This window comes from Streptomyces marokkonensis, assembly GCF_008312835.1.
GTDB classification, from domain to species: Bacteria; Actinomycetota; Actinomycetes; order Streptomycetales; family Streptomycetaceae; genus Streptomyces; species Streptomyces marokkonensis_A.
In genome coordinates this window covers 228659-250176 of the sequence record NZ_VSKS01000009.1, presented here as the reverse complement: position 1 = coordinate 250176, position 21518 = coordinate 228659, and the positions used below count along the sequence as shown (strand labels likewise).

General features: G+C 72.3%; 23 protein-coding genes. 18 read left to right on the top strand and 5 right to left on the bottom strand.

The window, feature by feature from the left end:
• Positions 1-5: 5 nt before the first annotated feature.
• The 3 genes from F1615_RS18160 (at position 6) to F1615_RS18150 (ending at position 3056) form a co-directional block, all read left to right on the top strand.
• Entirely contained in the window at positions 6-1007 is a 1002-nt protein-coding gene (locus F1615_RS18160; protein ID WP_149550024.1) for an ABC transporter ATP-binding protein, read from the top strand.
• The gene (locus F1615_RS18155) at positions 1004-2320 is read left to right on the top strand and encodes an ABC transporter ATP-binding protein (RefSeq protein ID WP_149550023.1); all 1317 of its coding nucleotides are present in this window, start codon (positions 1004-1006) and stop codon (positions 2318-2320) included. The genes F1615_RS18160 and F1615_RS18155 overlap by 4 nt, the downstream gene beginning before the upstream one ends.
• Positions 2321-2399: 79 nt before the next feature.
• A complete protein-coding gene (locus F1615_RS18150) occupies positions 2400-3056 on the top strand; it encodes a trimeric intracellular cation channel family protein (protein ID WP_149550063.1) in 657 nt (218 codons plus the stop codon).
• Here F1615_RS18150 and F1615_RS18145 read toward each other — a convergent pair.
• The gene (locus tag F1615_RS18145) at positions 2965-4194 is read right to left on the bottom strand and encodes an alpha/beta hydrolase (protein ID WP_149550064.1); all 1230 of its coding nucleotides are present in this window, start codon (positions 4192-4194) and stop codon (positions 2965-2967) included. The genes F1615_RS18150 and F1615_RS18145 overlap by 92 nt on opposite strands.
• A gap of 98 nt (positions 4195-4292) precedes the next feature.
• Here F1615_RS18145 and F1615_RS18140 point away from each other — a divergent pair, with 98 nt between their 5' ends.
• The gene (locus F1615_RS18140; protein WP_149550022.1) at positions 4293-5180 is read left to right on the top strand and encodes a thioesterase family protein; all 888 of its coding nucleotides are present in this window, start codon (positions 4293-4295) and stop codon (positions 5178-5180) included.
• A gap of 125 nt (positions 5181-5305) precedes the next feature.
• Here the strand turns inward: F1615_RS18140 and F1615_RS18135 are convergent, their stop codons facing one another.
• Positions 5306-5950: a TetR family transcriptional regulator gene (locus F1615_RS18135; protein WP_149550021.1), complete on the bottom strand. Its 645-nt coding sequence runs from the start codon at positions 5948-5950 to the stop codon at positions 5306-5308.
• 113 nt (positions 5951-6063) lie between these two features.
• Here F1615_RS18135 and F1615_RS18130 point away from each other — a divergent pair, with 113 nt between their 5' ends.
• The 7 genes from F1615_RS18130 to F1615_RS18100 all read left to right on the top strand — a co-directional run bounded on the left by F1615_RS18130 (position 6064) and on the right by F1615_RS18100 (position 11264).
• The gene (locus F1615_RS18130; RefSeq protein WP_149550020.1) at positions 6064-6231 is read left to right on the top strand and encodes a hypothetical protein; all 168 of its coding nucleotides are present in this window, start codon (positions 6064-6066) and stop codon (positions 6229-6231) included.
• A gap of 59 nt (positions 6232-6290) precedes the next feature.
• Positions 6291-6557 (top strand): DUF4190 domain-containing protein, encoded by a 267-nt coding sequence (locus F1615_RS18125; RefSeq protein WP_149550019.1) that lies wholly within the window; start codon positions 6291-6293, stop codon positions 6555-6557.
• A gap of 69 nt (positions 6558-6626) precedes the next feature.
• Positions 6627-7796, top strand: coding sequence for a cysteine desulfurase family protein (locus tag F1615_RS18120; protein ID WP_149550018.1), 1170 nt, complete (start codon positions 6627-6629; stop codon positions 7794-7796).
• Positions 7797-7856: 60 nt separating this feature from the next.
• Positions 7857-8432: a hypothetical protein gene (locus tag F1615_RS18115; protein ID WP_149550017.1), complete on the top strand. Its 576-nt coding sequence runs from the start codon at positions 7857-7859 to the stop codon at positions 8430-8432.
• Positions 8433-8538: 106 nt separating this feature from the next.
• Positions 8539-9714 carry a hypothetical protein gene (locus F1615_RS18110; protein WP_149550016.1) on the top strand — a complete coding sequence of 392 codons (1176 nt, stop codon included), beginning with the start codon at positions 8539-8541 and terminating at the stop codon, positions 9712-9714.
• A gap of 47 nt (positions 9715-9761) precedes the next feature.
• The gene (locus tag F1615_RS18105; protein ID WP_149550015.1) at positions 9762-10340 is read left to right on the top strand and encodes a hypothetical protein; all 579 of its coding nucleotides are present in this window, start codon (positions 9762-9764) and stop codon (positions 10338-10340) included.
• 81 nt (positions 10341-10421) lie between these two features.
• Positions 10422-11264 (top strand): hypothetical protein, encoded by an 843-nt coding sequence (locus F1615_RS18100; RefSeq protein WP_149550014.1) that lies wholly within the window; start codon positions 10422-10424, stop codon positions 11262-11264.
• A 52-nt stretch (positions 11265-11316) separates the two neighbouring features.
• Here the strand turns inward: F1615_RS18100 and F1615_RS18095 are convergent, their stop codons facing one another.
• Complete coding sequence (locus F1615_RS18095; RefSeq protein ID WP_149550013.1) at positions 11317-11982, bottom strand: N-acetylmuramoyl-L-alanine amidase; 666 nt, start codon at positions 11980-11982, stop codon at positions 11317-11319.
• Positions 11983-12042: 60 nt separating this feature from the next.
• Here F1615_RS18095 and mnmA point away from each other — a divergent pair, with 60 nt between their 5' ends.
• Both mnmA and F1615_RS18085 read left to right on the top strand, forming a co-directional pair.
• Positions 12043-13179 (top strand): tRNA 2-thiouridine(34) synthase MnmA, encoded by a 1137-nt coding sequence (gene mnmA, locus F1615_RS18090; RefSeq protein ID WP_149550012.1) that lies wholly within the window; start codon positions 12043-12045, stop codon positions 13177-13179.
• A 322-nt stretch (positions 13180-13501) separates the two neighbouring features.
• Positions 13502-14770 carry a globin domain-containing protein gene (locus F1615_RS18085; RefSeq protein ID WP_244328778.1) on the top strand — a complete coding sequence of 423 codons (1269 nt, stop codon included), beginning with the start codon at positions 13502-13504 and terminating at the stop codon, positions 14768-14770.
• 8 nt (positions 14771-14778) lie between these two features.
• Here the strand turns inward: F1615_RS18085 and F1615_RS18080 are convergent, their stop codons facing one another.
• Both F1615_RS18080 and F1615_RS18075 read right to left on the bottom strand, forming a co-directional pair.
• Complete coding sequence (locus F1615_RS18080) at positions 14779-15558, bottom strand: alpha/beta fold hydrolase (protein WP_149550011.1); 780 nt, start codon at positions 15556-15558, stop codon at positions 14779-14781.
• An 80-nt stretch (positions 15559-15638) separates the two neighbouring features.
• On the bottom strand, positions 15639-15962 hold the full coding sequence (locus F1615_RS18075) for a DUF427 domain-containing protein (protein ID WP_244328777.1): 324 nt from the start codon (positions 15960-15962) through the stop codon (positions 15639-15641).
• Between the two features lie 73 nt (positions 15963-16035).
• Here F1615_RS18075 and F1615_RS18070 point away from each other — a divergent pair, with 73 nt between their 5' ends.
• From F1615_RS18070 to ligA, 5 genes are all read left to right on the top strand, one after another.
• Positions 16036-16839 carry a class I SAM-dependent methyltransferase gene (locus F1615_RS18070; protein WP_149550009.1) on the top strand — a complete coding sequence of 268 codons (804 nt, stop codon included), beginning with the start codon at positions 16036-16038 and terminating at the stop codon, positions 16837-16839.
• Entirely contained in the window at positions 16836-17375 is a 540-nt protein-coding gene (locus F1615_RS18065) for a TIGR00730 family Rossman fold protein (protein WP_149550008.1), read from the top strand. The genes F1615_RS18070 and F1615_RS18065 overlap by 4 nt, the downstream gene beginning before the upstream one ends.
• A gap of 18 nt (positions 17376-17393) precedes the next feature.
• Positions 17394-18092, top strand: coding sequence for an SDR family oxidoreductase (locus F1615_RS18060; RefSeq protein ID WP_149550007.1), 699 nt, complete (start codon positions 17394-17396; stop codon positions 18090-18092).
• Between the two features lie 139 nt (positions 18093-18231).
• Positions 18232-19239 carry a methionine synthase gene (locus F1615_RS18055; RefSeq protein ID WP_149550006.1) on the top strand — a complete coding sequence of 336 codons (1008 nt, stop codon included), beginning with the start codon at positions 18232-18234 and terminating at the stop codon, positions 19237-19239.
• Positions 19240-19253: 14 nt separating this feature from the next.
• Positions 19254-21449: an NAD-dependent DNA ligase LigA gene (gene ligA, locus F1615_RS18050; protein ID WP_149550005.1), complete on the top strand. Its 2196-nt coding sequence runs from the start codon at positions 19254-19256 to the stop codon at positions 21447-21449.
• Positions 21450-21518 lie beyond the last annotated feature (69 nt).

Sequence of the window (21518 nt, the reverse complement as noted above, 5' to 3'; positions counted from 1 at the left end):
CCACCATGTCTCTGCTCACTGTCGACGAACTGACCGTCACCTTCGGCGGCCGCGGCCGCAAGGAGTCCCGGGCGGTCGACGGCGTCTCCTTCGAGGTGGACCAGGGCCAGGTCGTGGGCCTGGTCGGCGAGTCCGGCTGCGGGAAGTCCGTCACCTCGCTGGCCCTGATGGGCCTGCTCCCGGCCAAGGGCCTCACCATCGGCGGCCGTGCCGACTTCGACGGCACGAACCTGTTCACGATGAGCGCCTCCGCCCGCCGCGACCTGCGCGGCAGCGAGATGGCGATGATCTTCCAGGACCCGCTGTCCTCGCTCAACCCGGTCGTGCCGGTCGGCGTGCAGGTCACCGAGATCCTCGAGCGCCACCGCGGGATGAAGGGAGAGGCCGCCCGCAAGGAGGCCGCCGACCTGCTGGACCGGGTCGGCATCCCCGACCCCACCCGGCGGCTCAAGGAGTACCCGCACCAGCTCTCCGGCGGTATGCGCCAGCGCGCGCTGATCGCCATGGCGGTGGCCTGCGCCCCGCGCATGCTCATCGCCGACGAGCCCACCACGGCCCTCGACGTGACGATCCAGGCGCAGATCCTGGAACTGCTCAAGGAACTCGTGGACCAGGAGGGCACCGCCCTGCTGATGATCACCCACGACCTCGGGGTGGTCGCCGGCCTCTGCGACCAGGTCAACGTGCTCTACGCGGGCAAGGTCGTCGAGTCCGCCGGGCGCCGCGAGCTCTTCGGTCACCCGACCCACCCCTACGCGCACGGGCTGCTGGGTTCCATCCCCCGGCTGGACGCTCCCCGGGGCGAGCCCCTGAACCCGATCCGCGGCTCCATCAACGACCGCATCGCCTGGGCCGACGGCTGTGCCTTCGCGCCCCGCTGCGACCGGTACGAGATGGGCTGCCTGACCGGCACCCCGCAGCTCACGGAGCCCCGCGCGGCCGGTCACCAGGTGCGGTGCGTCAATCCCGTACTCGACGACGCGAAGGCCGAGGAGGTCCCCGCATGAGCCTGCTCGAACTGGACGGCGTCAAGGTCCACTTCCCCATCAAGAAGGGGCTCCTGTTCGACCGCACGGTCGGCCACGTCTACGCCGTGGACGGGATCTCCCTGAAGGTCGAGGCCGGCCAGACCTACGGCCTGGTCGGCGAGTCCGGCTGCGGCAAGACCACCCTCGGGCGGTCGGTGCTGCGGCTGGTGGACATCACCGAGGGTTCCGTCGTCCTCGACGGCACCGACCTGGCGAAGCTGCCCGGTGAGGAGATGCGCCGCTTCAGGCGCCGGCTGCAGATGGTCTTCCAGGACCCGCTGGGCTCGCTCAACCCCCGGCAGAACATCGAGTCGATCCTGTCCGAGGGCATGGTCGCCCACGGCATCGGCAAGGACCAGGAGGAGCGCCGGGAGAAGATCAAGTCGATCCTGGACAAGGTCGGCCTGCCCTCCAACGCGCTCTCCCGCTACCCGCACGAGTTCTCCGGCGGCCAGCGCCAGCGCATCGGCATCGCCCGCGCGCTGGTCCTCGAACCGGACGTGATCATCTGCGACGAGCCGGTCTCCGCGCTCGACGTGTCGGTCCAGGCCCAGGTCATCAACCTGCTGGAGGAGCTCCAGGAGGAACTCGGCCTGACCTATGTGGTGATCGCGCACGACCTCGCCGTGGTCCGGCACATCTCCGACACGATCGGCGTGATGTACCTGGGCTCGCTGGTCGAGGAGGCACCGAGCGACGCGCTCTACGCCGAGCCGAAGCACCCGTACACCAAGGCCCTGATGTCGGCCGTGCCGGTGCCGGACCCGGAGGTGGAGGACCAGCGCGAGCGCATCCTGCTCATCGGTGACCTGCCCTCCCCGGCGAACCCGCCCAGCGGCTGCCGCTTCCACACCCGCTGCCCGTGGGCCCAGGCCGAGCGGTGCTCGACCGAGCGTCCGGAACTGCGGGACGTCGGCGGCGGCCACCGGGTGGCCTGCCACTACGCCGAGGAGATCGCGGCCGGGACGCTGGCGCGGACCACCGGAGAGGTCGTGCCGGCCACGCGCGAGGGCGTCGAGGACGCCCCGGTGTCCGAGGAGCTCGCCGCGGCGACGGTGCCCGAGCAGGCGGGGCCGCCGGAGCAGGAGAGCACGAAGGCCGAGAAGGCCGAGACCGCCGAGAAGGCCGAGAAGGCCGAGAAGGCCGAAGCGGTGGTGGAGGCGGCCGAGCAGGCCGAGAAGGCGGCGAGTGCCGAGACGCCGGACGAAGCCGCCGAGCAGCCCGAGCCGGAGGCCGCCGAGGCACCCGAGCCGGAGGCCGAGCAGCCCGAGAAGGCCGACAAGGCCGTCTAGCGGCTGAGGACAGCAAGCGCACCGCACCCCTCGCCTTGATTTACAAGGCGAGGGGTGCTTGCTGAGTAAGAATGTACGGGTGCTCCAGCAACTGTTCAGTCCGTCCGTCCTGCACACGCTCGACCTGATCGGCATCTTCGTCTTCGCGATCTCCGGCGCCCTGCTGGCCGTCCGCAAGAACTTCGACGTCTTCGGCATCGCCGTACTCGCCGAGGTCACCGCCCTGGGCGGAGGGCTCTTCCGTGACCTGGTCATCGGCGCGGTGCCGCCCGCGGCCTTCACGGACCTGGGCTACTTCCTCACGCCCCTGGTCGCCACGGTTCTGGTGTTCTTCCTCCACCCGCACGTGGAGCGCATCCAGGTCGCCGTCAACGTCTTCGACGCGGCCGGCCTCGGCCTGTTCTGCGTCGTCGGGACCACCAAGGCGTACGACTACGGACTCGGCCTGACCGCCTCCGCCTGTCTGGGCCTGGCCACCGCGGTCGGCGGCGGCGTGCTGCGCGACGTGCTCGCCAACGAGGTGCCCTCGCTGCTGCGCTGGGACCGCGACCTGTACGCGGTCCCGGCCGTCGTCGGGGCCACCATGGTCGCGCTGTGCATCCGCTACGACGTGCTGAACTCGATGACCAGCTCCTTCGCCGTGGTCACGGCCTTCGTCCTTCGGCTCCTCGCGATGCGCTACCACTGGCGGGCGCCCCGGGCGTGGCACCGCCGCTCGACGGTCCGGGAGGAGTAGCCCCGCCGGCCGCGCGGTGCCCGCCCAGTTCCTCGGTCAGCCAGCGGAAGGCCGGTATCACCTGCGGCCGCCACAGCGCCATGGTGTGCCCGCCCGCGCTCTTCGGCAGCTTCACCACCTGCACGTGCGTCGGCGACTTCGCGGCCCGCCCGAGTGTCATGGCGTCCTCGTACCCGTCGTGCTCCTGGCCCGAGAGGTAGAGCGAGATCCGGGGCGGTGCCGCCGCCTCGCGCAGCATCCGGAGGGGGTTGCCCGCGGACCGCAGGGCCGGGTCGCGCCCGGTCAGCGAGGTGCGTTCGACGGCCGGGTCGTTGTAGCCGGACAGACTGACCGCCGCGCGGAAGCGGTCGGGGTGCGCGACGGCGAGCCGTGTCGCGCAGTGCCCCCCGGCCGAGTACCCGGCGACGGACCAGCCCCGGGGAGCGCTCCGGACGCGGAAGTTGTCCATGACCATGCGCGGCACGTCGATGCTCAGCCAGCTCTCCGCGTTCACCCGGCCGGGGAGGTTGGCGCAGCCCGTGTCCGCTCCGGGCAGCAGCGCGGTGCGCGGTGCCACCAGGACGAAGGGGGTGATCCGGCCGTCGCTCATCGGCGGCAGGAGCTGTTCGTGCGCGTCCAGGGTGCCGAACCAGGCCTTCGCCGAACCCGGGTAGCCCTGGAGCAGCTCCACGACCGGGAACCGGTGGTCGCGCCAGGCGGGGTCGTCGTACTGCGGCGGAAGCCAGACGTACACCTCGGCCTTCACCCCGGAGACCCGCCCCGTCAGCTCGGTGACGCGGACCCCGCCCGCCGCCCGCATGCCCGGCCCGCCCGCGGTGCGGAACGCCTGACGGACCTTGGGCAGCCGCTCCACCGTGATCCCGCCGGTGCCGTCGGCACCGAGGTCGGTGGCGTGCTCGACATGGTCGCCGGTGGCCAGCAGGTCGGACCAGTCGTCGTAGAGCTGGTTGGTGTTGTTGACCAGGGTGAACACCAGGGCCACGGCCGTGACCTGGGCGAACAGCAGCATCGTCACCCGGGCGGCGGCCCGCGCCGGCCGGGGACCGCGCACCCGCGTCCACAGGACGAGCGGCAGTCCGAGGGCGACGGCGGCCAGTACGGCCAGGGTGCAGAGGAACGGGGTCCCGGTGAGGCTCATGTCCGGATAGAGGGCGGAAAGGGGCACCGGGTTCACGGTGTTCACCCGCCGGTCGCACAAAGCTACCGCTTAGTATTGTCTTCTTGTACTGTTCAGCCATGCCAGAAGCAGCCTCCGCCCAGGCCACCCGGGCCACGATCGGCGCCAGCGAGTTCGACCGCGACACCGCTCTCGTCCAGCGGGAGCCCGGCGTCTACGACATCGACCTCTCCGCCGGCTGGACGATCATCAGTGCCGTCAACGGCGGCTATCTGCTGGCCGTTCTGGGCCGCGCGCTCGCCGACGCCCTGCCGCACTCCGACCCGTTCACCATCTCCGCGCACTATCTGACCGCCTCCCAGCCGGGCCCGGCGGTCGTCCGCACCGAGACCGTGCGCACCGGACGGACCCTGTCGACGGGTCAGGCGTCCCTGTTCCAGCTCGACGAGCGGGGCGAGGAGGTGGAGCGCATCCGCGTCCTCGCCTCCTACGGCGACCTGGACTCGCTCCCCGCCCATGTCCGTACGACGGCCGAGCCGCCCGCGATCCCGCCGATCGAGCAGTGCTTCGGCCCCGAGGCTGCGGCTGATGTCCGACTGCCGTCGGGTGGCCCCGCCCCCGTCGACGGCAGCTCCGCCATCGCCGACCGTCTGATGCTCAAGCTCGACCCGTCGACAGTGGGGTGGGCTCTCGGACAGCCTTCCGGCAAGGGGGAGATGCGGGCCTGGTTCGGTCTCGCCGACGGCCGGGACCCCGACCCGCTCGCCCTGCTGCTCGCGGTGGACGCCCTTCCGCCGACCGCCTTCGAGCTGGGCATCTCCGGCTGGGTCCCCACGGTGGAGCTGACCGTCCACGTCCGCTCCCGGCCGGCCCCCGGCCCTCTGCGCGTCTCGATCACCACCCGCAACCTCGCCGGCGGCTTCCTGGAGGAGGACGCCGAGGTCTGGGACACGCAGGACCGCCTGGTCGCCCAGTCCCGCCAGCTGGCCCGCGTGCGCCTGGCCTGATCCGGCCCGTCCGGCGCTACGGGACGAGACCGTTCAGGCCGAAGGGGAGCCCGGGGGTCCAGCCCCCGGGTGACGGGAACGGGAAGGGGCGGCGGGGGCGGAGAAACCCTCACCCGCCCCACCCCTCACCTGTCCCCACCCGGCCGGTCGAGCCAGTGGGTCCGCCCGATGCCGATCAGCCGCATCTGCCGCGCCGCCATCCGTGACACCCGCTCCCGCGCCCCGGGCTCACTCGCCGGGGCCTCCAGCAGGAGCGACGCCGTGCCCAGCATCAGGTCCACGTAGAGCTGCGCCAGCATCAGCACGTCCTCCTCGCTCCACCCCGCGGACACCGGATCCTTGGCCAGGGCCTCCCCGACCTCCGCCGTGAACAGCCCCAGCTGGCGGTGAATCGCCTCCCGCACCGGCCGGACCCCGCCGTGCCGCTCACGGGCGATGAAACGCACGTGCGCGGGGTACGCGTCCACATGACCCGCTATCAACTCCAGAGCACGCGCGATGCGTTCCTCGCCGTCGCCGGTCGTGGACACCGTCGTCCGGATCGTCGGGTGCAGACTGCCCAGCGCCTCCTCGACCAGCGCCACGCCCAGGTCCGCGATGGAGCGGAAGTGCCGGTAGAAGGCGGTCGGGGCGACGCCCGCCGCGCGGGTGACCTCACGCAGGCCCAGGCTGCTCAGGCTCTGCCCCTCGAGCAGCTCCAGCGCCGCGTCGAGCAGCGCCTGCCGGGTCTTCTGCTTCTGGGCCTGCCGGACCCCGGGGATGTGACTCATACCATGCAGTTAACAACTGTTCTCCGTAAGGGGAAAGTCATGAGTCGCGTTAGACTGGAAAGTCAGTGAACAAGTGTAACCGTCCATGTTCACCGCACCTGGGGGATCCACTCATGCTGTTCCTCGTCGCCGCGCTTCTGCTGCTGGGTGTCGTACTGGGCACCGTGGCCCACGCGCCGCTGTCCTTCTCGGTCGCCGCCGGTGCCGTCATCGCCCTCTGGCTCGGCGCCTTCGCCCTGCGCGAGCGCCACGGCCGCCGACGCGGCACCTCGGCGCGCTGACCTCCTGAGGCACCAGTTCCGTACGTACCGCCCGCCCCCGACCGTGGGAGCCGATCACCATGCACCTCACCGCACCGGCCGGCCGCCGCACCGGAATCCACGACACCGACGGGATGGCCGTCGCGTCCTTCGTCCTGGGCCTGCTCGGCCTGCTCGTCCTCAACGTCTTCCTCGGCCCGACCGCCATCGTGCTGGCGGCGGTCGCGCTGTGGCGGGGCACGCCCCGGCGCGGCCGCGCCCTCCTCGGCCTCGGGCTCGGCGTCGCCGACCTCCTCGTCCTCCTGGCGTTCATGCAGGCGGACGGCACGATCTCGTGGAGCTTCTGAGCCGACGCGGCGTCCCCGCCGACCGCGACCCGGGGCCGGTGCGCGGGGCCCCGTAGAATCGGCCCCACCATGGCTTACCTCGACCACGCCGCGACCACCCCGATGCTCCCGGAGGCAGTCGAGGCACTCACCGCGCACCTGGGCGTCACCGGCAACGCCTCCTCGCTGCACGCGGCCGGACGCCGCGCCCGGCGCACCGTCGAGGAGGCCCGGGAAACCCTCGCCGAAGCACTCGGGGCCCGGCCCAGCGAGATCGTCCTCACCTCAGGCGGCACGGAGGCCGACAACCTCGCCGTGAAGGGCCTGTACTGGTCCCGCCGCGACGCCGACCCGGCCCGTACCCGGGTGCTCGCCAGCCCCGTCGAGCACCACGCCGTGCTCGACGCCGTCGACTGGCTCGGCGAGCACGAGGGCGCCACCGTCGAGTACCTGCCGGTCGACTCCCACGGCCGGGTCCACCCGGACGCCCTGCGCGAGGCCATCGCCCGCAACCCCGACGACGTCGCCCTCGCCACGGTCATGTGGGCCAACAACGAGATCGGGACGATCCTGCCGGTCCGCGAACTCGCCGAGGCGGCCGCGGAGTTCGGCGTACCCCTGCACTCCGACGCGGTCCAGGCGTTCGGCCAGATCCCGGTGGACTTCGCCGCGTCCGGACTCGCCGCGATGACCGTGACCGGCCACAAGATCGGCGGCCCGTACGGCATCGGCGCGCTGGTCCTGGGCCGTGAGCACACCCCTGTGCCCGTGCTGCACGGCGGAGGCCAGGAGCGCCACGTCCGCTCCGGCACCCTCGACGTCCCCGCCATCGCCTCCTTCGCGGTGGCCGGACGGCTCGCCGCCGAGCAGCGGGAGTGGTTCGCCCGCGAGATCGGGCAGTTGCGCGACGACCTGGTGGCCGCGGTCCGCGAGGCCGTCCCGGACGCCGTCCTCGGCGGCGACCCCGCCCCAGGGGGGCGGCTTCCCGCCAACGCGCACTTCACGTTCCCCGGCTGCGAGGGCGACTCCCTGCTGCTGCTCCTCGACGCCCAGGGCATCGAGTGCTCCACCGGCTCCGCCTGCACCGCCGGCGTCGCCCAGCCCAGCCACGTCCTCCTGGCCACCGGCACGGACCCCGACCTGGCCCGCGGCACCCTCCGCTTCTCCCTGGGGCACACCTCCACGGAGGCCGATGTCGAGGCCCTGGCCAAGGCCATCGGCCCGGCGGTGGAACGGGCCAGGGCGGCGGGACTGACCTGAGCCGCCCGGTGCGACCCGGGATCATGGAACTCCGACCGGTACGAGCTGAGGGGAGCGGGCGTGGAGGGCGCGAAGGGGTCCGGAGCGGGTGCGGCGGCGTCGTCGTACGGGCGGGACGTGGTGTACCGGGAGAAGCTGCCGAGGCGCTGGACGGTCGCCACCGTCACGGTGCTCGCCGTCTGGGTCGCCTACCAGGGCAGCATCCTGCTTCCCGAGGACAGTACGGTCTGGTTCGTCCTCCTCGGCGGCGCGGCGTTCCTCGCCCTCGTGTTCAACGCGGTGCCCCTCTCCAAGCGGGTCTACCACCGGATCCGCATCCGGGACGGACAGCTGACCGTGGGGCGGGAGACGATCCCGGTGGACTCGTTGACCGTCGCGTCGCTCCGGGAGGCGGCGCGGCAGCCCACGGACGCGGAGTTCGCCGCGGCCCTGGCCTCACGGTCGCGTGAGGAACTCGCGGAGATGCGACGGAGGAGCGGTGCGGCCGTGCCGCCGCGGATGGTGGGCGGGGGATGGTCGGTACCGCTGGGCATGGACCAGATCGTGGTCGAGAACGCGCAGGGTGAGCCGCTGCTGATCGCCACCCACGACCGTGCGGCCCTGCTCGACGCGCTGACGCGCGCCCGCACGGTCTAGCCGTCACCGGCTCCGGGGACCCCACAGCGGCCTCGGTACCGTGTCCGCGCGCCAGTGCGGCCTCCTTGCCGGGGAGCAGCCGACACCGACCAGCCGAAGGAGCTTCGTGACAGGCAAGCCGAACAGAGTGGTGAACCCCCAGGACCTCGAGCAGCTGGCCAAGCTGCTCGACGGCCGGGGAGGGGCGGGGGACAAACTCGACGAGGCGTTCACGAGGGCCTCCGAGCTCGGGGTGTCGGACAAGCTGAGCGCGATACGGCCCATGCGTCCCTGGATATCGGACACCGCGCCCGGACTCCGCCGGAAGGCGGCCTACGCACGCCTGGAGGACGGCGATCCGCTGGCCGGGCTGCTGCTGGCCGGGTTCACCCCCGAGCAGCTCAGGAACAAGGACCTGCCCCCGGACATCCTGCTGGTCGCCAACGCGGCCGCGGCCGACGACGGTGTCGACGACGGCTGGCTCAAGAAGAAGGAGGGCGAGACCCTCGACGACTGGCTGGTCAGGATCCAGGGCGACGCCGTCACCGAGCTCACCGGCAACGAGAAGCTGGGCAAGGCGGTCTCGACGTACATCGAGGGCGCGGCCAACCTGTCGGCGTTCTTCACGGCGTCGACCACGGCACTCCTGGGCGGCAAGTCGCTCATCTCGTACTTCAAGTCCTCCAAGGTGCTCAACGCGCCGGGCACCTTCACCGCCCGCATGATCAACGGCCACTGGGACAAACTGTCCCGGATCCCCAAGGCCGGAAGCTGGCTGACCCGGGTGCCGACCGGCGCGCTCGCCGGCTCCGACGAGGCGGCGATGCTCGCCGGATACATGCGCAAGGGCGCCTTCTACCTGCCCACCGCCACCGAGGCCAACCTGCTCCGCGTCGCCCAGCGCGGCGGTCTCGCCAACGCGGCCAAGGCCGCCGGATGGATGCGCGGCCTCGGCATCGTGGGCTCCGCCGGCGCCACCGCCTGGGGAGTCGCCAACCTCGCGACCATGGACCACGGCAAGGCGTGGAAGGAGGACAAGGCCAAGTACCTCTCCAACTGGACCGGTACGGCCTTCAACGCCTCGCTCACCGCCGCCATGGTCGCCCCCAACCCGGTCACCGTAGGCCTCGCCGTCGGCACCGGGCTCGCCTACGCCGGAACCCTGGTCTGGGACAACTGGGACAGCATCAGCAAGGGCGCGGAGGAGGCCGCCGACTGGGTCGGCGACAAGGCCGAGAAGGCCGGCGAGGCCATCTCCGACGGCGCGAAGGCACTCGGCAGCGCACTCAACCCGTTCGACTGATGCGGGCCACGGCACATCCGCGCCGCGCGGCGCGAGGGGAAGGAACGATGCAGCGACACACGTACACCCTCGACCACTGGGAGGACCGTTCGGGTCATCGGACGACCTGGAAGTTCGGCTACCGGGGCACCCTGGGGGAGTTCGGGCGGGTCGAGGTGGTCTACCCGGTGAGCCGGCACGGCGACCGTCATGTCACCGCGGTCAGCGGGGACACCCTCCCCGCGACCTCCTTCGGCGGCTGGGCCTACGGACGGAAGCCCTCGCTGCATCTGGGGCAGCTCAGCGTCGGCGGAGCCGGAATCCGTCTCAAGCGCAACCGCTGGGCACAGACCAGGGCCGGACGGGCCCTGCGGATGCAGGTCGCCGGGCGGGAGTACCGCTACCTCGCGACCAGCTCCAGGCACCGTGACCGCACCCTGGTCCGGGACGGCGTGGAGATCCGGACCAGCCGGCGCGGCAGGGGCGCGCGGAAGAAGGCCACGCTGACCGTCCTGGGTCCGGCCGACGCCACCGACCTCGCCCTGGCCGCCGTGATGTGCGGCGTCAACACCCGCAACCTCACCCGGGGCGGGGCCGTCCGCGCCTTCTTCAACAGGTCGCTGAACTGGCTGGAGGTCTTCCAGTGAACCCCGCGGACCGCCTGAGCCCCCGCCCGGCCTCCCCGAGCCCTCGCCGCCCGACCCTTCCGCCGACGAAAGCGACACACCATGCCCTCGTATGACAGCACGCGGGGCCGTTTCCGGCTCGCCGAGAGCCACCTGGCCGTCCTCGGTCACCGCACCGAAGGGGAGGAGGTGCCCCCCGAGCTGGCGGAGGCCGACCGCGAACTGCGCGAGGCGGGCCTCACCGACCACGAGGGCAACCTCGACCTCCTGCTGAGCCCGCTGGTCAGCACCCTGCGGGCGCCCGCCGTTGTCCTCCACGTGGAGGCGCTCGGTGAGCACGGCACCCTCCACCACGGCGTCACCATCGGCGACGGCTGCGTCTACTCCCACGAGTCCTGGCCGGGCTCGGCGGAGTCGGAGTACGTCCGCCTGGAGCCGAAGATGCTCGTCTGGGCGCTGGCGCGGATGGTGAACCTCCAGGCGGAGGACACCGTCGACGTGGCCACGCCCGTGATCGAGACCACCATGGCCGTCCTCGACGCGGGGCTCGACACCCTGGACGGTCTGCCCGGACTGACCGCCGAGGAGGGCCTCGAGCGGGTGACCGACGCGCTGAGGGCCGCCGGGCTCACCCGGAGGCCGCAGCTCGGCACCCTCGCCCGGCTGATCGCCGGGATGCGGTCCAGCTGGCGGATGACCGCCGCGTGGCAGGGCCACGACGAGGGCACCCCTGCCGCCCGGGTGCGCGGGTTCGCGGTGTGGGACTGCGGTCCCCTCGGCTACTGGCACCGCGAGCTGCCCGCCGAACCGGTGCTGCCCGGTCAGGTGGACGACACCACCGCGCTCAAGCTGGTCCGGGCCGACGCCAAGGAGGTCTGGCAGATGATCACCGGTCTGCTGCCGTCCGTGGAGGAGTTCGCGAGGACGCCGCGGCAGCCGGCGTGAGCCGGTGGGCGGCAGCCCCGCACGGCGCGTACGGCCGGGCGGGGCACCCCGCTCAGGCCCGCGACGTGCGGGCGCGGCGGACCAGCTCCAGATAGCGGTCCCAGTCCCAGTGCGGGCCCGGGTCGGTGTGGTCCGTGCCCGGCACCTCGACGTGGCCGATGATGTGCTCCCGGTCGACCGGGATGCCGTAGCGCGCGCATATGCGCGCCGTGAGACGGGCCGAGGCCTCGTACATCTCGTCCGTGAAGTCCTCGGGCCGGTCCACGAACCCCTCGTGCTCGATGCCGACGCTGCGCTCGTTGTAGTCGCGGTTGCCCGCGTGGTACGCCACGTCCAGCTCGCGGATCATCTGCGTGACACGGCCGTCCTGGCCGACGATGTAGTGGGTCGACGCCTTGTGCCCCGGGTCCTGGAACGCCTTCACCGCGCTGTCGAAGCTGCCCTGGGTGACATGGACGATCACCATGTCGACGCCGAAGTCGTCCGGCCGGTCCGCACGCCGCCAGTTGGCGTCCGAGGCCGCCACCCAGCGGGCACCCGCGTAGTCGACCGCGCCCTGCTCGCGCGGCTTCTCGACGCCGGGTATGCGCCACCACAGCCGCGCCAGCTCGTCCCGCGCCAGCACCGCCGTGCCCGCCGCGGCCGCCGCCCCGCCCACGATCAGGGCCCGGCGCCCGATGCGCCGGTCCCCGTCCTCGGATGCCTTCTGTGCCCCCATGTGATCGTGAACGCATACCCGGCGGCCGTGGTTCCCGCGCCCCCGTACCCTGGAAGGGCTATGACTGACACCCCGCAGCCCTCCCGCCCCCTCCGCGTCCTGGCCGCCATGTCCGGCGGAGTCGACTCCGCCGTCGCCGCCGCCCGCGCGGCCGAAGCGGGCCACGACGTGACCGGCGTCCACCTCGCGCTCTCCGCGAACCCGCAGTCGTTCCGTACCGGCGCGCGGGGCTGCTGCACCATCGAGGACTCGCGCGACGCCCGCCGCGCCGCCGACGTCATCGGCATCCCGTTCTACGTGTGGGACCTCGCCGACCGCTTCCGCGAGGACGTCGTCGAGGACTTCGTCGCCGAGTACGAGGCCGGCCGCACCCCCAACCCCTGCCTGCGCTGCAACGAGAAGATCAAGTTCGCCGCGCTGCTGGACAAGGCGCTCGCGCTCGGCTTCGACGCGGTCTGCACCGGCCACTACGCGAAGGTGATCCTGCGCGAGGACGGCACCCGCGAGCTGCACCGCGCCTCCGACATGGCCAAGGACCAGTCGTACGTCCTCGGCGTCCTCGACGAGAAGCAGCTGGCACACGCGCTCTTCCCGCTCGGCGACACCGTCACCACCAAGGACGAGATCCGCGCGGAGGCCGAGCGCCGGGGCCTGGCCGTGGCCAAGAAGCCCGACTCGCACGACATCTGCTTCATCGCCGACGGCGACACCCAGGGCTTCCTCGCGGGCCGCCTGGGAAAGGCCGAGGGCGCCATCGTCGACGAGTCCGGCACCAAGGTCGGCACGCACGAGGGCGCGTACGGCTTCACCATCGGCCAGCGCAAGGGCCTGAGGATCGGCACCCCCGCCCCCGACGGCAAGCCCCGCTACGTCCTCGACATCTCCCCGGTGACCAACACCGTCACGGTCGGTCCCGCGGCGGCCCTGGACGTCACGGCCCTGACCGCGATCAAGCCCCGCTGGTGCGGCACCGCCCCGTCGGGCCCCGGCACCTACACCGCCCAGCTGCGCGCCCACGGCGGCGAGACGGAGGTGACGGCGGAACTCGTCGACGGGGAGCTGCGGGTCCGCTTCACCGAGCCCGTCCGCGGCGTCGCCCCCGGCCAGGCGATCGTGCTGTACGACGGCACGCGCGTGGTCGGCTCGGCGACGATCGCGTCCACCGTGCGGGCCGGGCAGGCGACCCCGGCGGTCTGACGTACGACTGCGAACCGGGGCCCGGCTCCTTTGCAGCGGAGGAGGCCGAGCGGGGGCGAGCCGCCGTCCGCCGCGGGGACGTCGGGCCCTGCCCGCGGGGACCTTCGGGGACGTCCCACCCGCCGTCCGCCGTGATGTGATGCGGACGCGCCCCCTGGTCTCATGGCCGCCGCCGTGCAGCGGCCGGGGGGCGCACGCTCCATGCCACAGAGCCGACAGGAAATGCCGTGATGCCCCGCACAGCCGTCCCCGCCCCAGCCGTCCGCCTGGCGCGTGCCGCCTCCCCGGTGTCCCCCGCCCGGAGCGCGCGGCGGGTGGGCGCGTGACCACCGACTACCACAGCCTGCTCGCCCGCCAGGAGGCCATGCGCCTGCGTGACCGGCTGCGCGCCCCCGCCGTGCACGCGGCGTCACACGCCTCCCCGGTCACCACGGCGGCTGGCCTCCGGGCCGTCCCCGCCGGGCCCGCGGACGCGGAGGTGATCGTACGCAACGTCGCGCAGGTCACGCCCTTCAGCGCGCTCATCGAGCACCTCTACGACGTCATGTTCGAGCGGCACCCGTACCTGCGGAAGCTGTTCCCCGCCTCGATGGAGTTCCAGCAGGCACATCTGGGACGGGCCTTCCGGTACCTGATCGAGAACCTGAACCGCCCCGACGAGGTGACCGCCTTCTTCACCCGCCTCGGCCGCGACCACCGCAGACTCGGCGTGCTCCCGGTGCACTACGAGGTGTTCGAGGAGGCGCTCCTGGAAGCGCTCCAGCGGCAGGCCCGAGGACGGCTCGGTGGCGATGTCACGGGCGCGTGGCTGCGCATGGTGCGGTTCGCCGCCGCGGCCATGGTGCGCGGCGCGAACGACTCGCTCGGCGAACCGCCCTACTGGAGCGGCACGGTGACGGACCACCAGCGCCGCCGCCCCGACCTCGCCGTTCTCCGCCTCCGCCCGTCCGAGCCGTACCCCTGTCTGCCCGGCCAGTACGCGAGACTGCAGAGCCCGCTGCTCCGCCACACCTGGCGCCCGTACACCCCGGCCGGCCTGCCCGGGACCGACGGCGAACTGGAGTTCCACATCCGGCGCACCGGCTCCGGCGGTGTGAGCGACGCCCTGGTGACCGGCACCGGCGTCGGCGACACCCTGCTGCTGGGCCCGGCCCAGGGCACCACGATCCTGGACGACGACCCCGCGCGGGACACGCTGATCGTGGCCGGCGGCACCGGCTGGGCCACCGCCAGGGCGTTGCTCGAGGACTTGGCCGCGCGCCGCGTCCCGGGCCGCTCGGCGCACCTGTTCCTCGGCGCCCGCACCGCCGACGACCTGTACGACGAGCCGACGCTCGCCCGACTGGAGAACCGCTGCCCCTGGCTGCGGGTGGTCAGGGTGACCGAGGACGGCTCCGGCCGGTCCGAGCACGGTTCCGTCGGCGCGGCGGTCGCCCGGCACGGCGACTTCACCGGGCACGTCGCGTACGTCAGCGGCCCGCCCGCCATGGTCACCGCCGTGACCCGGCACCTCGCCGCACTCGGGCTGCCCGCCGGCCGCGTCCGGCACGACCCGGTCCCCGGCGGGCCCCTGGCCGGCCTCACCCCTTGAAGTCGGCCTCACCCCTTGAAGAAGTCCGCCAGCACCGGAGCCAGGACGTCCGGTTCGACCATATGGGTCTGGCCCCCCAGGGTGCGGTACGTGCCCCGGGGGACCGACTCGGCGATCGCCCGAGCGGCCTCACGCATCCACGCCGGGCTCGCGTCCCCCGCGATCGACAGCACCGGCACGCCGATCGACGCCAGCAGCTCGCGCGGCACGCTTCCGTCACCCATCACGGCGTCGTCGTGGGCGAGGCTCGGCGCCATCGACTCCATCCCGGCCCACATCGAGGACTGCCGCGCGCCCTGGATGACCGCCTCGCCCAGCCCGGTCAGCCGTAGGAAGAGCTCCACAGCGTCCCCGCGCCGCCCCTCGGCGAGCGCCGCCGACAGCCGCTCGGTGTACCGCGCGCGCTCCTCGAGGTGTTCCCCGGACATCGCGTACGGCGTCTCGTACACGGCGACCCGGCGCACCGGCAGCCCGCTCGCCGCCGCCCGCAGCGCCAGCGCACCGCCCGAGGAGACGCCGTACAGCGCCGCCTCACCGCCCACCGACTCGATCAGCGCGGCCAGGTCCTCGACCTCGCGCTCCACCGCGTACGGAGGGGTGTCACCGCTCGCACCCCGGCCCCGGCGGTCGTACACGACCACCCGGAAACGCTCCGACAGGGGAGCCGCCAGCGGCGCCACCGTGGCACCCGTCGACATCGCGCCGCTGACGAGGACGATCGTGGAACCCCGCCCGGCGCTCTCGTACGCCAGGGGGGTGCCGTCGCGCGAAGTGATGTTCTTGTCCATGTCTCACCAGACTGCCGCACGGCGCGAACTTCGTCGGGGAGGCGGGCGGCGCGTCCGCCGATCACAACCCGTCTACGCGATCAGCCGGCTTCCACGTCGTAGAAGCAGAGATGGTCCTTGATCTCCGCGACGTCCGCCTTCGGCTCCGGGTACGCCCAGACCAGATCCGCGGCGTCCGGCAGCGACCAGTACGAGGCGTCGCCCTTGAACGGGCAGTGCGTGTGCGTGTCCGAGGGCGTCAGCAGATCGAGCCGTACGTCCTCGGGCGGGATGTAGTAGCGCGCGGGACAGCCCGTCTCGCGCAGCACCAGCGCCCGGTCGCTCTCCGCGAGCACCTGCCCGCCGTGCACCACGCGGACATGCCGGTCACTGGGTTCCACGGTGATGCGGTGGCCTTTGGTCACGATCGCTCCTTCCGGGTAGCCGACTCGCCGGTTACAGCGCACGCTGTAGCGGAGTTCTTCCCGAGGAGGCGCCATGGGAGCCAAGGACACCCGCAGGAACCGGGGGACACTCGCCCACCGCGCCCGCTATGCCCTGGGCCATCCGCGCCGCGTCCCCGCCCACGCGCGGCGCGCCCTGCGCGACGCCTGGCTGCGGCTGCGGCACCGCGACCACATCGCGTACTACCGCGCGGTGATGGCCTCCGACGCCGCCCGCAGTGCCGAGGCCGCCGTGGGCCACAACCCCTCGCGCGAGCAGTGGGCGCGCATCGGCCGGATGCAGTTCGACTACCTGGTGCGGCACGGCCTCCGGCCGCACCACCGCATGCTGGAGATCGGCTGCGGCAACCTCCGCGCCGGGCGCCTGTTCATCGACCACCTTCAACCGGGCCACTACTACGGCATCGACATCTCGCCGCACATCCTGCTCGCCGCGCAGGACACCCTCGTGCGCGAGGGACTCCAGGCCAAGCTGCCCCACCTGACCCTCGCCGACGACCTCACCCTCGCCTTCCTGCCCGACGGCCACTTCGACGTCGTCCACGCGCACAGCGTCTTCTCGCACTCGCCCCGGCACGTCATCGAGGAGTGCTTCGCGCACGTCGGGAGGGTGCTGGCACCCGGTGGCTTCTTCGACTTCACCTTCGACCGCACGGAGGGCGAGGAGCACCAGGTGCTGCGCGAGGACTTCTACTACCGGACGGAGACACTGGTGGAACTGGCCGCCGGGTACGGTCTGTCGGCCCGGTTCATGGACGACTGGGAGGAACTGCCGCACCGGCAGTCGAAGATCCGGCTGACGGCGATGCCCGACCGGGCCCGTACCGTGGGTCCGTGAACATCTGCGTCTTCCTCTCCGCCGCCGACCTCGACGACCGCTACACGGGCCCCGCGCGGGAGTTCGCGCGGCTGCTCGGCAAGGGCGGGCACACCCTGGTGTGGGGCGGTTCGGACGTCGGCCTGATGAAGGTCGTCGCCGACGGTGTGGAGGAGGCCGGCGGCCGGCTCCTCGGTGTCTCGGTGGAGTTCCTCGCGGCGAAGGCGCGCGCCGGCGTCGACGAGATGGTGGTCGCCGGGGACCTGGCCGAGCGCAAGCGACTGCTGCTGGAGAAGGCGGACGCCGTCGTCGTCATGGTCGGCGGAACCGGCACCCTCGACGAGGCGACGGAGATCCTCGAGCTGAAGAAGCACGGGCACACCGAGAAGCCGGTGGTGCTGCTCAACACCGCGGGGTTCTACGACGGGCTCGAGCAGCAGTTCCGCCGCATGGAGGACGAGGGCTTCCTGCCCCGGCCGCTCACCGACCTGGTGTTCTTCGCCGAGGAGCCGGTGGGCGCGCTGGCGTACCTGGAGGAGAGCCTGGGCGTGGAGTGACCGCCCGGTGATGCGAGCATGGCGGGCATGGCTACACATGTGATCACCGGAGCGGGCTCCGGCATCGGCGCGGCCGTCGCCCGCCGCCTGCACGCGCGCGGGGACGAACTCGTGCTGCACGCGCGCGACGCGGGCCGGGCGAAGGAACTGGCGGCCGAGTTCCCCGGTGCCCGCACCCTCGTCGGCGACCTCGCCGACCCCGACAGGCTCAGCTGGGCCTTCTCCCACCAGTCCCTCCCGGACCGGGTGGACTCCCTCCTCCACATCGCCGGCGTCGTCGACCTCGGTCCCGTCGGTGAGCTGACCCCGAAGACCTGGCGGCACCAGCTCAACGTCAACCTCGTCGCCCCCGCCGAGCTGACCCGCCACTTCCTGCCCCAGCTCCGGGCGAGCCGCGGCCACGTGATCTTCGTCAACTCCGGCGCCGGCCTCAGCGCCCACGCCGACTGGTCCGCCTACGCGGCCTCCAAGCACGGCCTGAAGGCCCTCGCCGACTCCCTGCGCCACGAGGAGCACGCGGGCGGCGTCAGGGTGACCTCGGTCTACCCCGGCCGCACGGCCAGCCCGATGCAGGCCAAGGTCCACCAGCAGGAGGGCAAGGAGTACGACCCCGGCAAGTGGATCGACCCCGAATCGGTCGCCACGACGATCCTGACGGCCCTGGACCTGCCGAGGGACGCGGAGATCAACGACCTCACGGTCCGACCGGGGCGGTGATGAGCAGCCCGTCCGGCACCCTTCAGCCCTTCCGGCGTTCGAGGAGCGGGGGGCCGGGGGCAGAGCCCCCGGGGACGGGACGGGAAGGGGCGGCGGGGGCGAAAACCCCCTGGTGCGCAGCCGACCGTACGCTTCTCGCGTGAGCGAAAACAGCCAGCCCCCCTTCGGCCCCGCCACCGGCGTCGGCTCCCTCCCGGGCGGTGACGCCCGCGAGGCCGCCAAAATGGTCACCGGCAGCTTCGAGACCTACCCCCACCTCGCCGAACTCCCCGCCCGCGGCCCCGGCGCGGACATGATCGGCCGCACCGCGGGCATGCTCGTGGAGCTGTACGCCCGCGTCGAGCCCAGCGGCTGGCGCCTCGGCGACCGCCCGGGCCGCGACACCAGACGGGCCCGCTCCTGGCTGGTCGAGGACCTCGACGCACTGGAGGAGTTCACCCAGGAGTACCGGGGCCCGCTGAAGGTCCAGGCGGTCGGCCCGTGGACGCTCGCCGCCGCCCTGGAGCTGCGGGGCGGCGAGGCCGCCCTCTCCGACCCCGGCGCCTGCCGCGACCTCGCCGCCTCCCTCGCCGAGGGGCTCCGCCTCCACCTCGCCGAGGTGGGGCGGCGCGTACCCGGCGCACAGCTCGTCCTGCAGCTCGACGAACCGTCCCTCACCGCCGTACTGCGCGGACAGGTGAGGACCGCGAGCGGCTACCGCACCCACCGCGCGGTCGACCGGCAGATCGCGGAGGCCACACTGAGGGACGTCGCCGGCGTTCACGAGGGCGGGCCGGTCGTGGTCCACTCGTGCGCACCGGACGTCCCGTTCGCCCTGCTGCGCCGGGCGGGCGTGGCGGGCATCTCCTTCGACTTCTCCCTCCTCACCGAGCGTGACGAGGAGGCCATCGGGGAAGCGGTGGAGAGCGGGACCCGGCTGCTGGCCGGTGTCGTGCCGGGCACGGACGGCCCGTTGTCGGACCCGGGCGGTAGCGTCATGGGTGTCAGGACGCTCTGGCGCAGGCTGGGGCTGCGGCCGGGACTCCTCCCGGAGGCGGTCACGATCACCCCGGCGTGCGGACTCGCGGGGGCTTCCCCCGCGTACGCGCGCAAGGCCTACGCACATTGCGTCCGGGCGGCGAGATCCCTCGCGGACAACCCAGAGTAACGGGAGGACACACGGTGGCCGGCGACAAGCAAGCGGAGACGACGAGCGTGCCCGCCGAGGCGCGGGAGAAGCACGCCAGGCTCGCTGAGCAGATCGAGGAGCACCGCTTCCGGTACTACGTGAACGACGCCCCCGTCGTCAGCGACGCCGACTTCGACCGGCTGCTGCGCGAACTGGAAGGGCTGGAGGAGGAGCACCCGGAACTGCGCACCCCGGACTCGCCGACCCAGAAGGTCGCCGGGGCCTACGAGACGGAGTTCACCTCCGTGCGGCACGTCTCGCGCATGCTCTCCCTCGACAACACCTTCAACGACGACGACCTCGCCGCCTGGGCCGAGCGCATCCACAGGGAGCTGGGCGAACAGAGGTTCCACTTCCTGTGCGAGCTGAAGGTCGACGGCCTCGCCGTCAACCTCACCTACGAGCGCGGGCGGCTGGTCCGCGCGGCGACCCGCGGCGACGGCCGCACCGGCGAGGACATCACGCCCAACGTCCGCACCATCGCCGAGATCCCGGACCGGCTGAAGGGCGACGAGGTACCCGACCTGGTGGAGATCCGCGGCGAGGTCTACTTCCCGATGGAGAAGTTCCAGGAGCTGAACGCCCGGCTGGTCGCGGCCGGCGACAAGCCCTTCGCCAACCCGCGCAACGCGGCGGCCGGTTCGCTGCGCCAGAAGGACCCGCGGGTCACCGCCACCCGCCCGCTGCACATGGTGGTCCACGGCATCGGGATCCTGGAGGGCTACAAGGGCATGACCCGCCTGTCCCAGGGCTACGACCTGCTCAAGACCTGGGGCCTGCCCACCTCCGAGCACAACAGGGTGGTCGACGACCTCGGCGGCGTACGGGAGTTCATCGCGTACTACGGCGAGAACCGGCACTCCGTGGCGCACGAGATCGACGGGGTCGTCGTCAAGCTCGACGAGATCCCGCTCCAGGGCCGCCTCGGTACCACCTCGCGCGCCCCGCGCTGGGCCATCGCGTACAAGTACGCGCCCGAGGAGGTCAACACCAAGCTGGTGAACATCCGGGTGGGCGTGGGCCGTACGGGCAGGGTCACGCCGTACGCGCAGGTCGAGCCGGTGACGGTGGCCGGGTCCGAGGTCGAGTTCGCCACGCTGCACAACCAGGACGTGGTGAAGGCCAAGGGCGTGCTCATCGGCGACACGGTGGTGCTGCGCAAGGCCGGTGACGTGATCCCCGAGATCCTCGGCCCGGTCGCCGACCTGCGGGACGGCAGCGAGCGCGAGTTCGTGATGCCGGCCGAGTGCCCCGAGTGCGGTACGCCGCTCAGGCCGATGAAGGAGGGCGACGTCGACCTGCGCTGCCCCAACGCCCGCACCTGCCCGGCCCAGTTGCGGGAGCGGCTGTTCTACCTCGCGGGGCGCAAGGCGCTGGACATCGAGCACTTCGGCTATGTCGCGGCGGCGGCGCTGACCGGGCCGCTGGAGCCGGAGGACCCGCCGCTGAAGGACGAGGGCGACCTCTTCGACCTCACCGTCGAGCAGTTGCTGCCCATCAGGGCGTACGTCCTCGACCAGGACAGCGGGCTGCCGAAACGGGATCCGAAGACCGGCGAGGAGAAGATCGCCACCGTCTTCGCCAACCAGGAGGGCGAGCCGAGGAAGAACGCGGTCGCGATGCTCGCGAACATCGCGGCGGCCAAGGAGCGTCCGCTGGCCCGCGTGCTCACGAGTCTGTCGATCCGTCATGTCGGTCCCGTCGCGGCGGCGGCGCTGGCCCGTGAGTTCCGTTCCATCGACCGCATCGAGCGGGCCACCGAGGAGGAGCTGGCGGGCACCGAGGGGGTCGGCCCGACCATCGCCGCCTCGCTCAAGCAGTGGTTCGCCGAGGACTGGCACCGCGAGATCATCCGCAAGTGGAAAGCGGCCGGCGTCCGCATGGAGGACGAGGGGGCCGGCGAGGACGAGGGCCCTCGTCCGCTGGAAGGGCTCACCGTCGTCGTGACCGGAACTCTGGAGAACTTCACCCGGGATGGCGCGAAAGAGGCGCTCCAGAACCAGGGGGCGAAGGTGACCGGATCGGTCTCGAAGAAGACGTCGTTCGTCGTGGTGGGCGACAATCCCGGGTCAAAATATGACAAGGCGATGCAGCTGAAGGTTCCGGTTCTGAACGAAGAGGGCTTCGACGTCCTTCTCGGGCAAGGGCCGGAGGCCGCGGCCGATGTCGCTCTTTCGGCCGAGGAGTAGCGGTTGAAGCCCACCTGATCGGCGCATACCAGATGCATACGGGTGGCTGGGGCGCATTCGGGCAACCGT

Bases quoted from the DNA above. Each gene is read 5' to 3' on its own strand.
- F1615_RS18160 (WP_149550024.1), top strand. From the start codon at position 6: ATGTCTCTGCTCACTGTCGACGAACTGACCGTCACCTTCGGCGGCCGC.
- F1615_RS18155 (WP_149550023.1), top strand. From the start codon at position 1,004: ATGAGCCTGCTCGAACTGGACGGCGTCAAGGTCCACTTCCCCATCAAG.
- F1615_RS18145 (WP_149550064.1), bottom strand. From the start codon at position 4,194: ATGAGCCTCACCGGGACCCCGTTCCTCTGCACCCTGGCCGTACTGGCC.
- F1615_RS18140 (WP_149550022.1), top strand. From the start codon at position 4,293: ATGCCAGAAGCAGCCTCCGCCCAGGCCACCCGGGCCACGATCGGCGCC.
- F1615_RS18135 (WP_149550021.1), bottom strand. From the start codon at position 5,950: ATGAGTCACATCCCCGGGGTCCGGCAGGCCCAGAAGCAGAAGACCCGG.
- F1615_RS18130 (WP_149550020.1), top strand. From the start codon at position 6,064: ATGCTGTTCCTCGTCGCCGCGCTTCTGCTGCTGGGTGTCGTACTGGGC.
- F1615_RS18125 (WP_149550019.1), top strand. From the start codon at position 6,291: ATGCACCTCACCGCACCGGCCGGCCGCCGCACCGGAATCCACGACACC.
- F1615_RS18120 (WP_149550018.1), top strand. From the start codon at position 6,627: ATGGCTTACCTCGACCACGCCGCGACCACCCCGATGCTCCCGGAGGCA.
- F1615_RS18105 (WP_149550015.1), top strand. From the start codon at position 9,762: ATGCAGCGACACACGTACACCCTCGACCACTGGGAGGACCGTTCGGGT.
- F1615_RS18100 (WP_149550014.1), top strand. From the start codon at position 10,422: ATGCCCTCGTATGACAGCACGCGGGGCCGTTTCCGGCTCGCCGAGAGC.
- F1615_RS18095 (WP_149550013.1), bottom strand. From the start codon at position 11,982: ATGGGGGCACAGAAGGCATCCGAGGACGGGGACCGGCGCATCGGGCGC.
- mnmA (WP_149550012.1), top strand. From the start codon at position 12,043: ATGACTGACACCCCGCAGCCCTCCCGCCCCCTCCGCGTCCTGGCCGCC.
- F1615_RS18080 (WP_149550011.1), bottom strand. From the start codon at position 15,558: ATGGACAAGAACATCACTTCGCGCGACGGCACCCCCCTGGCGTACGAG.
- F1615_RS18070 (WP_149550009.1), top strand. From the start codon at position 16,036: ATGGGAGCCAAGGACACCCGCAGGAACCGGGGGACACTCGCCCACCGC.
- F1615_RS18060 (WP_149550007.1), top strand. From the start codon at position 17,394: ATGGCGGGCATGGCTACACATGTGATCACCGGAGCGGGCTCCGGCATC.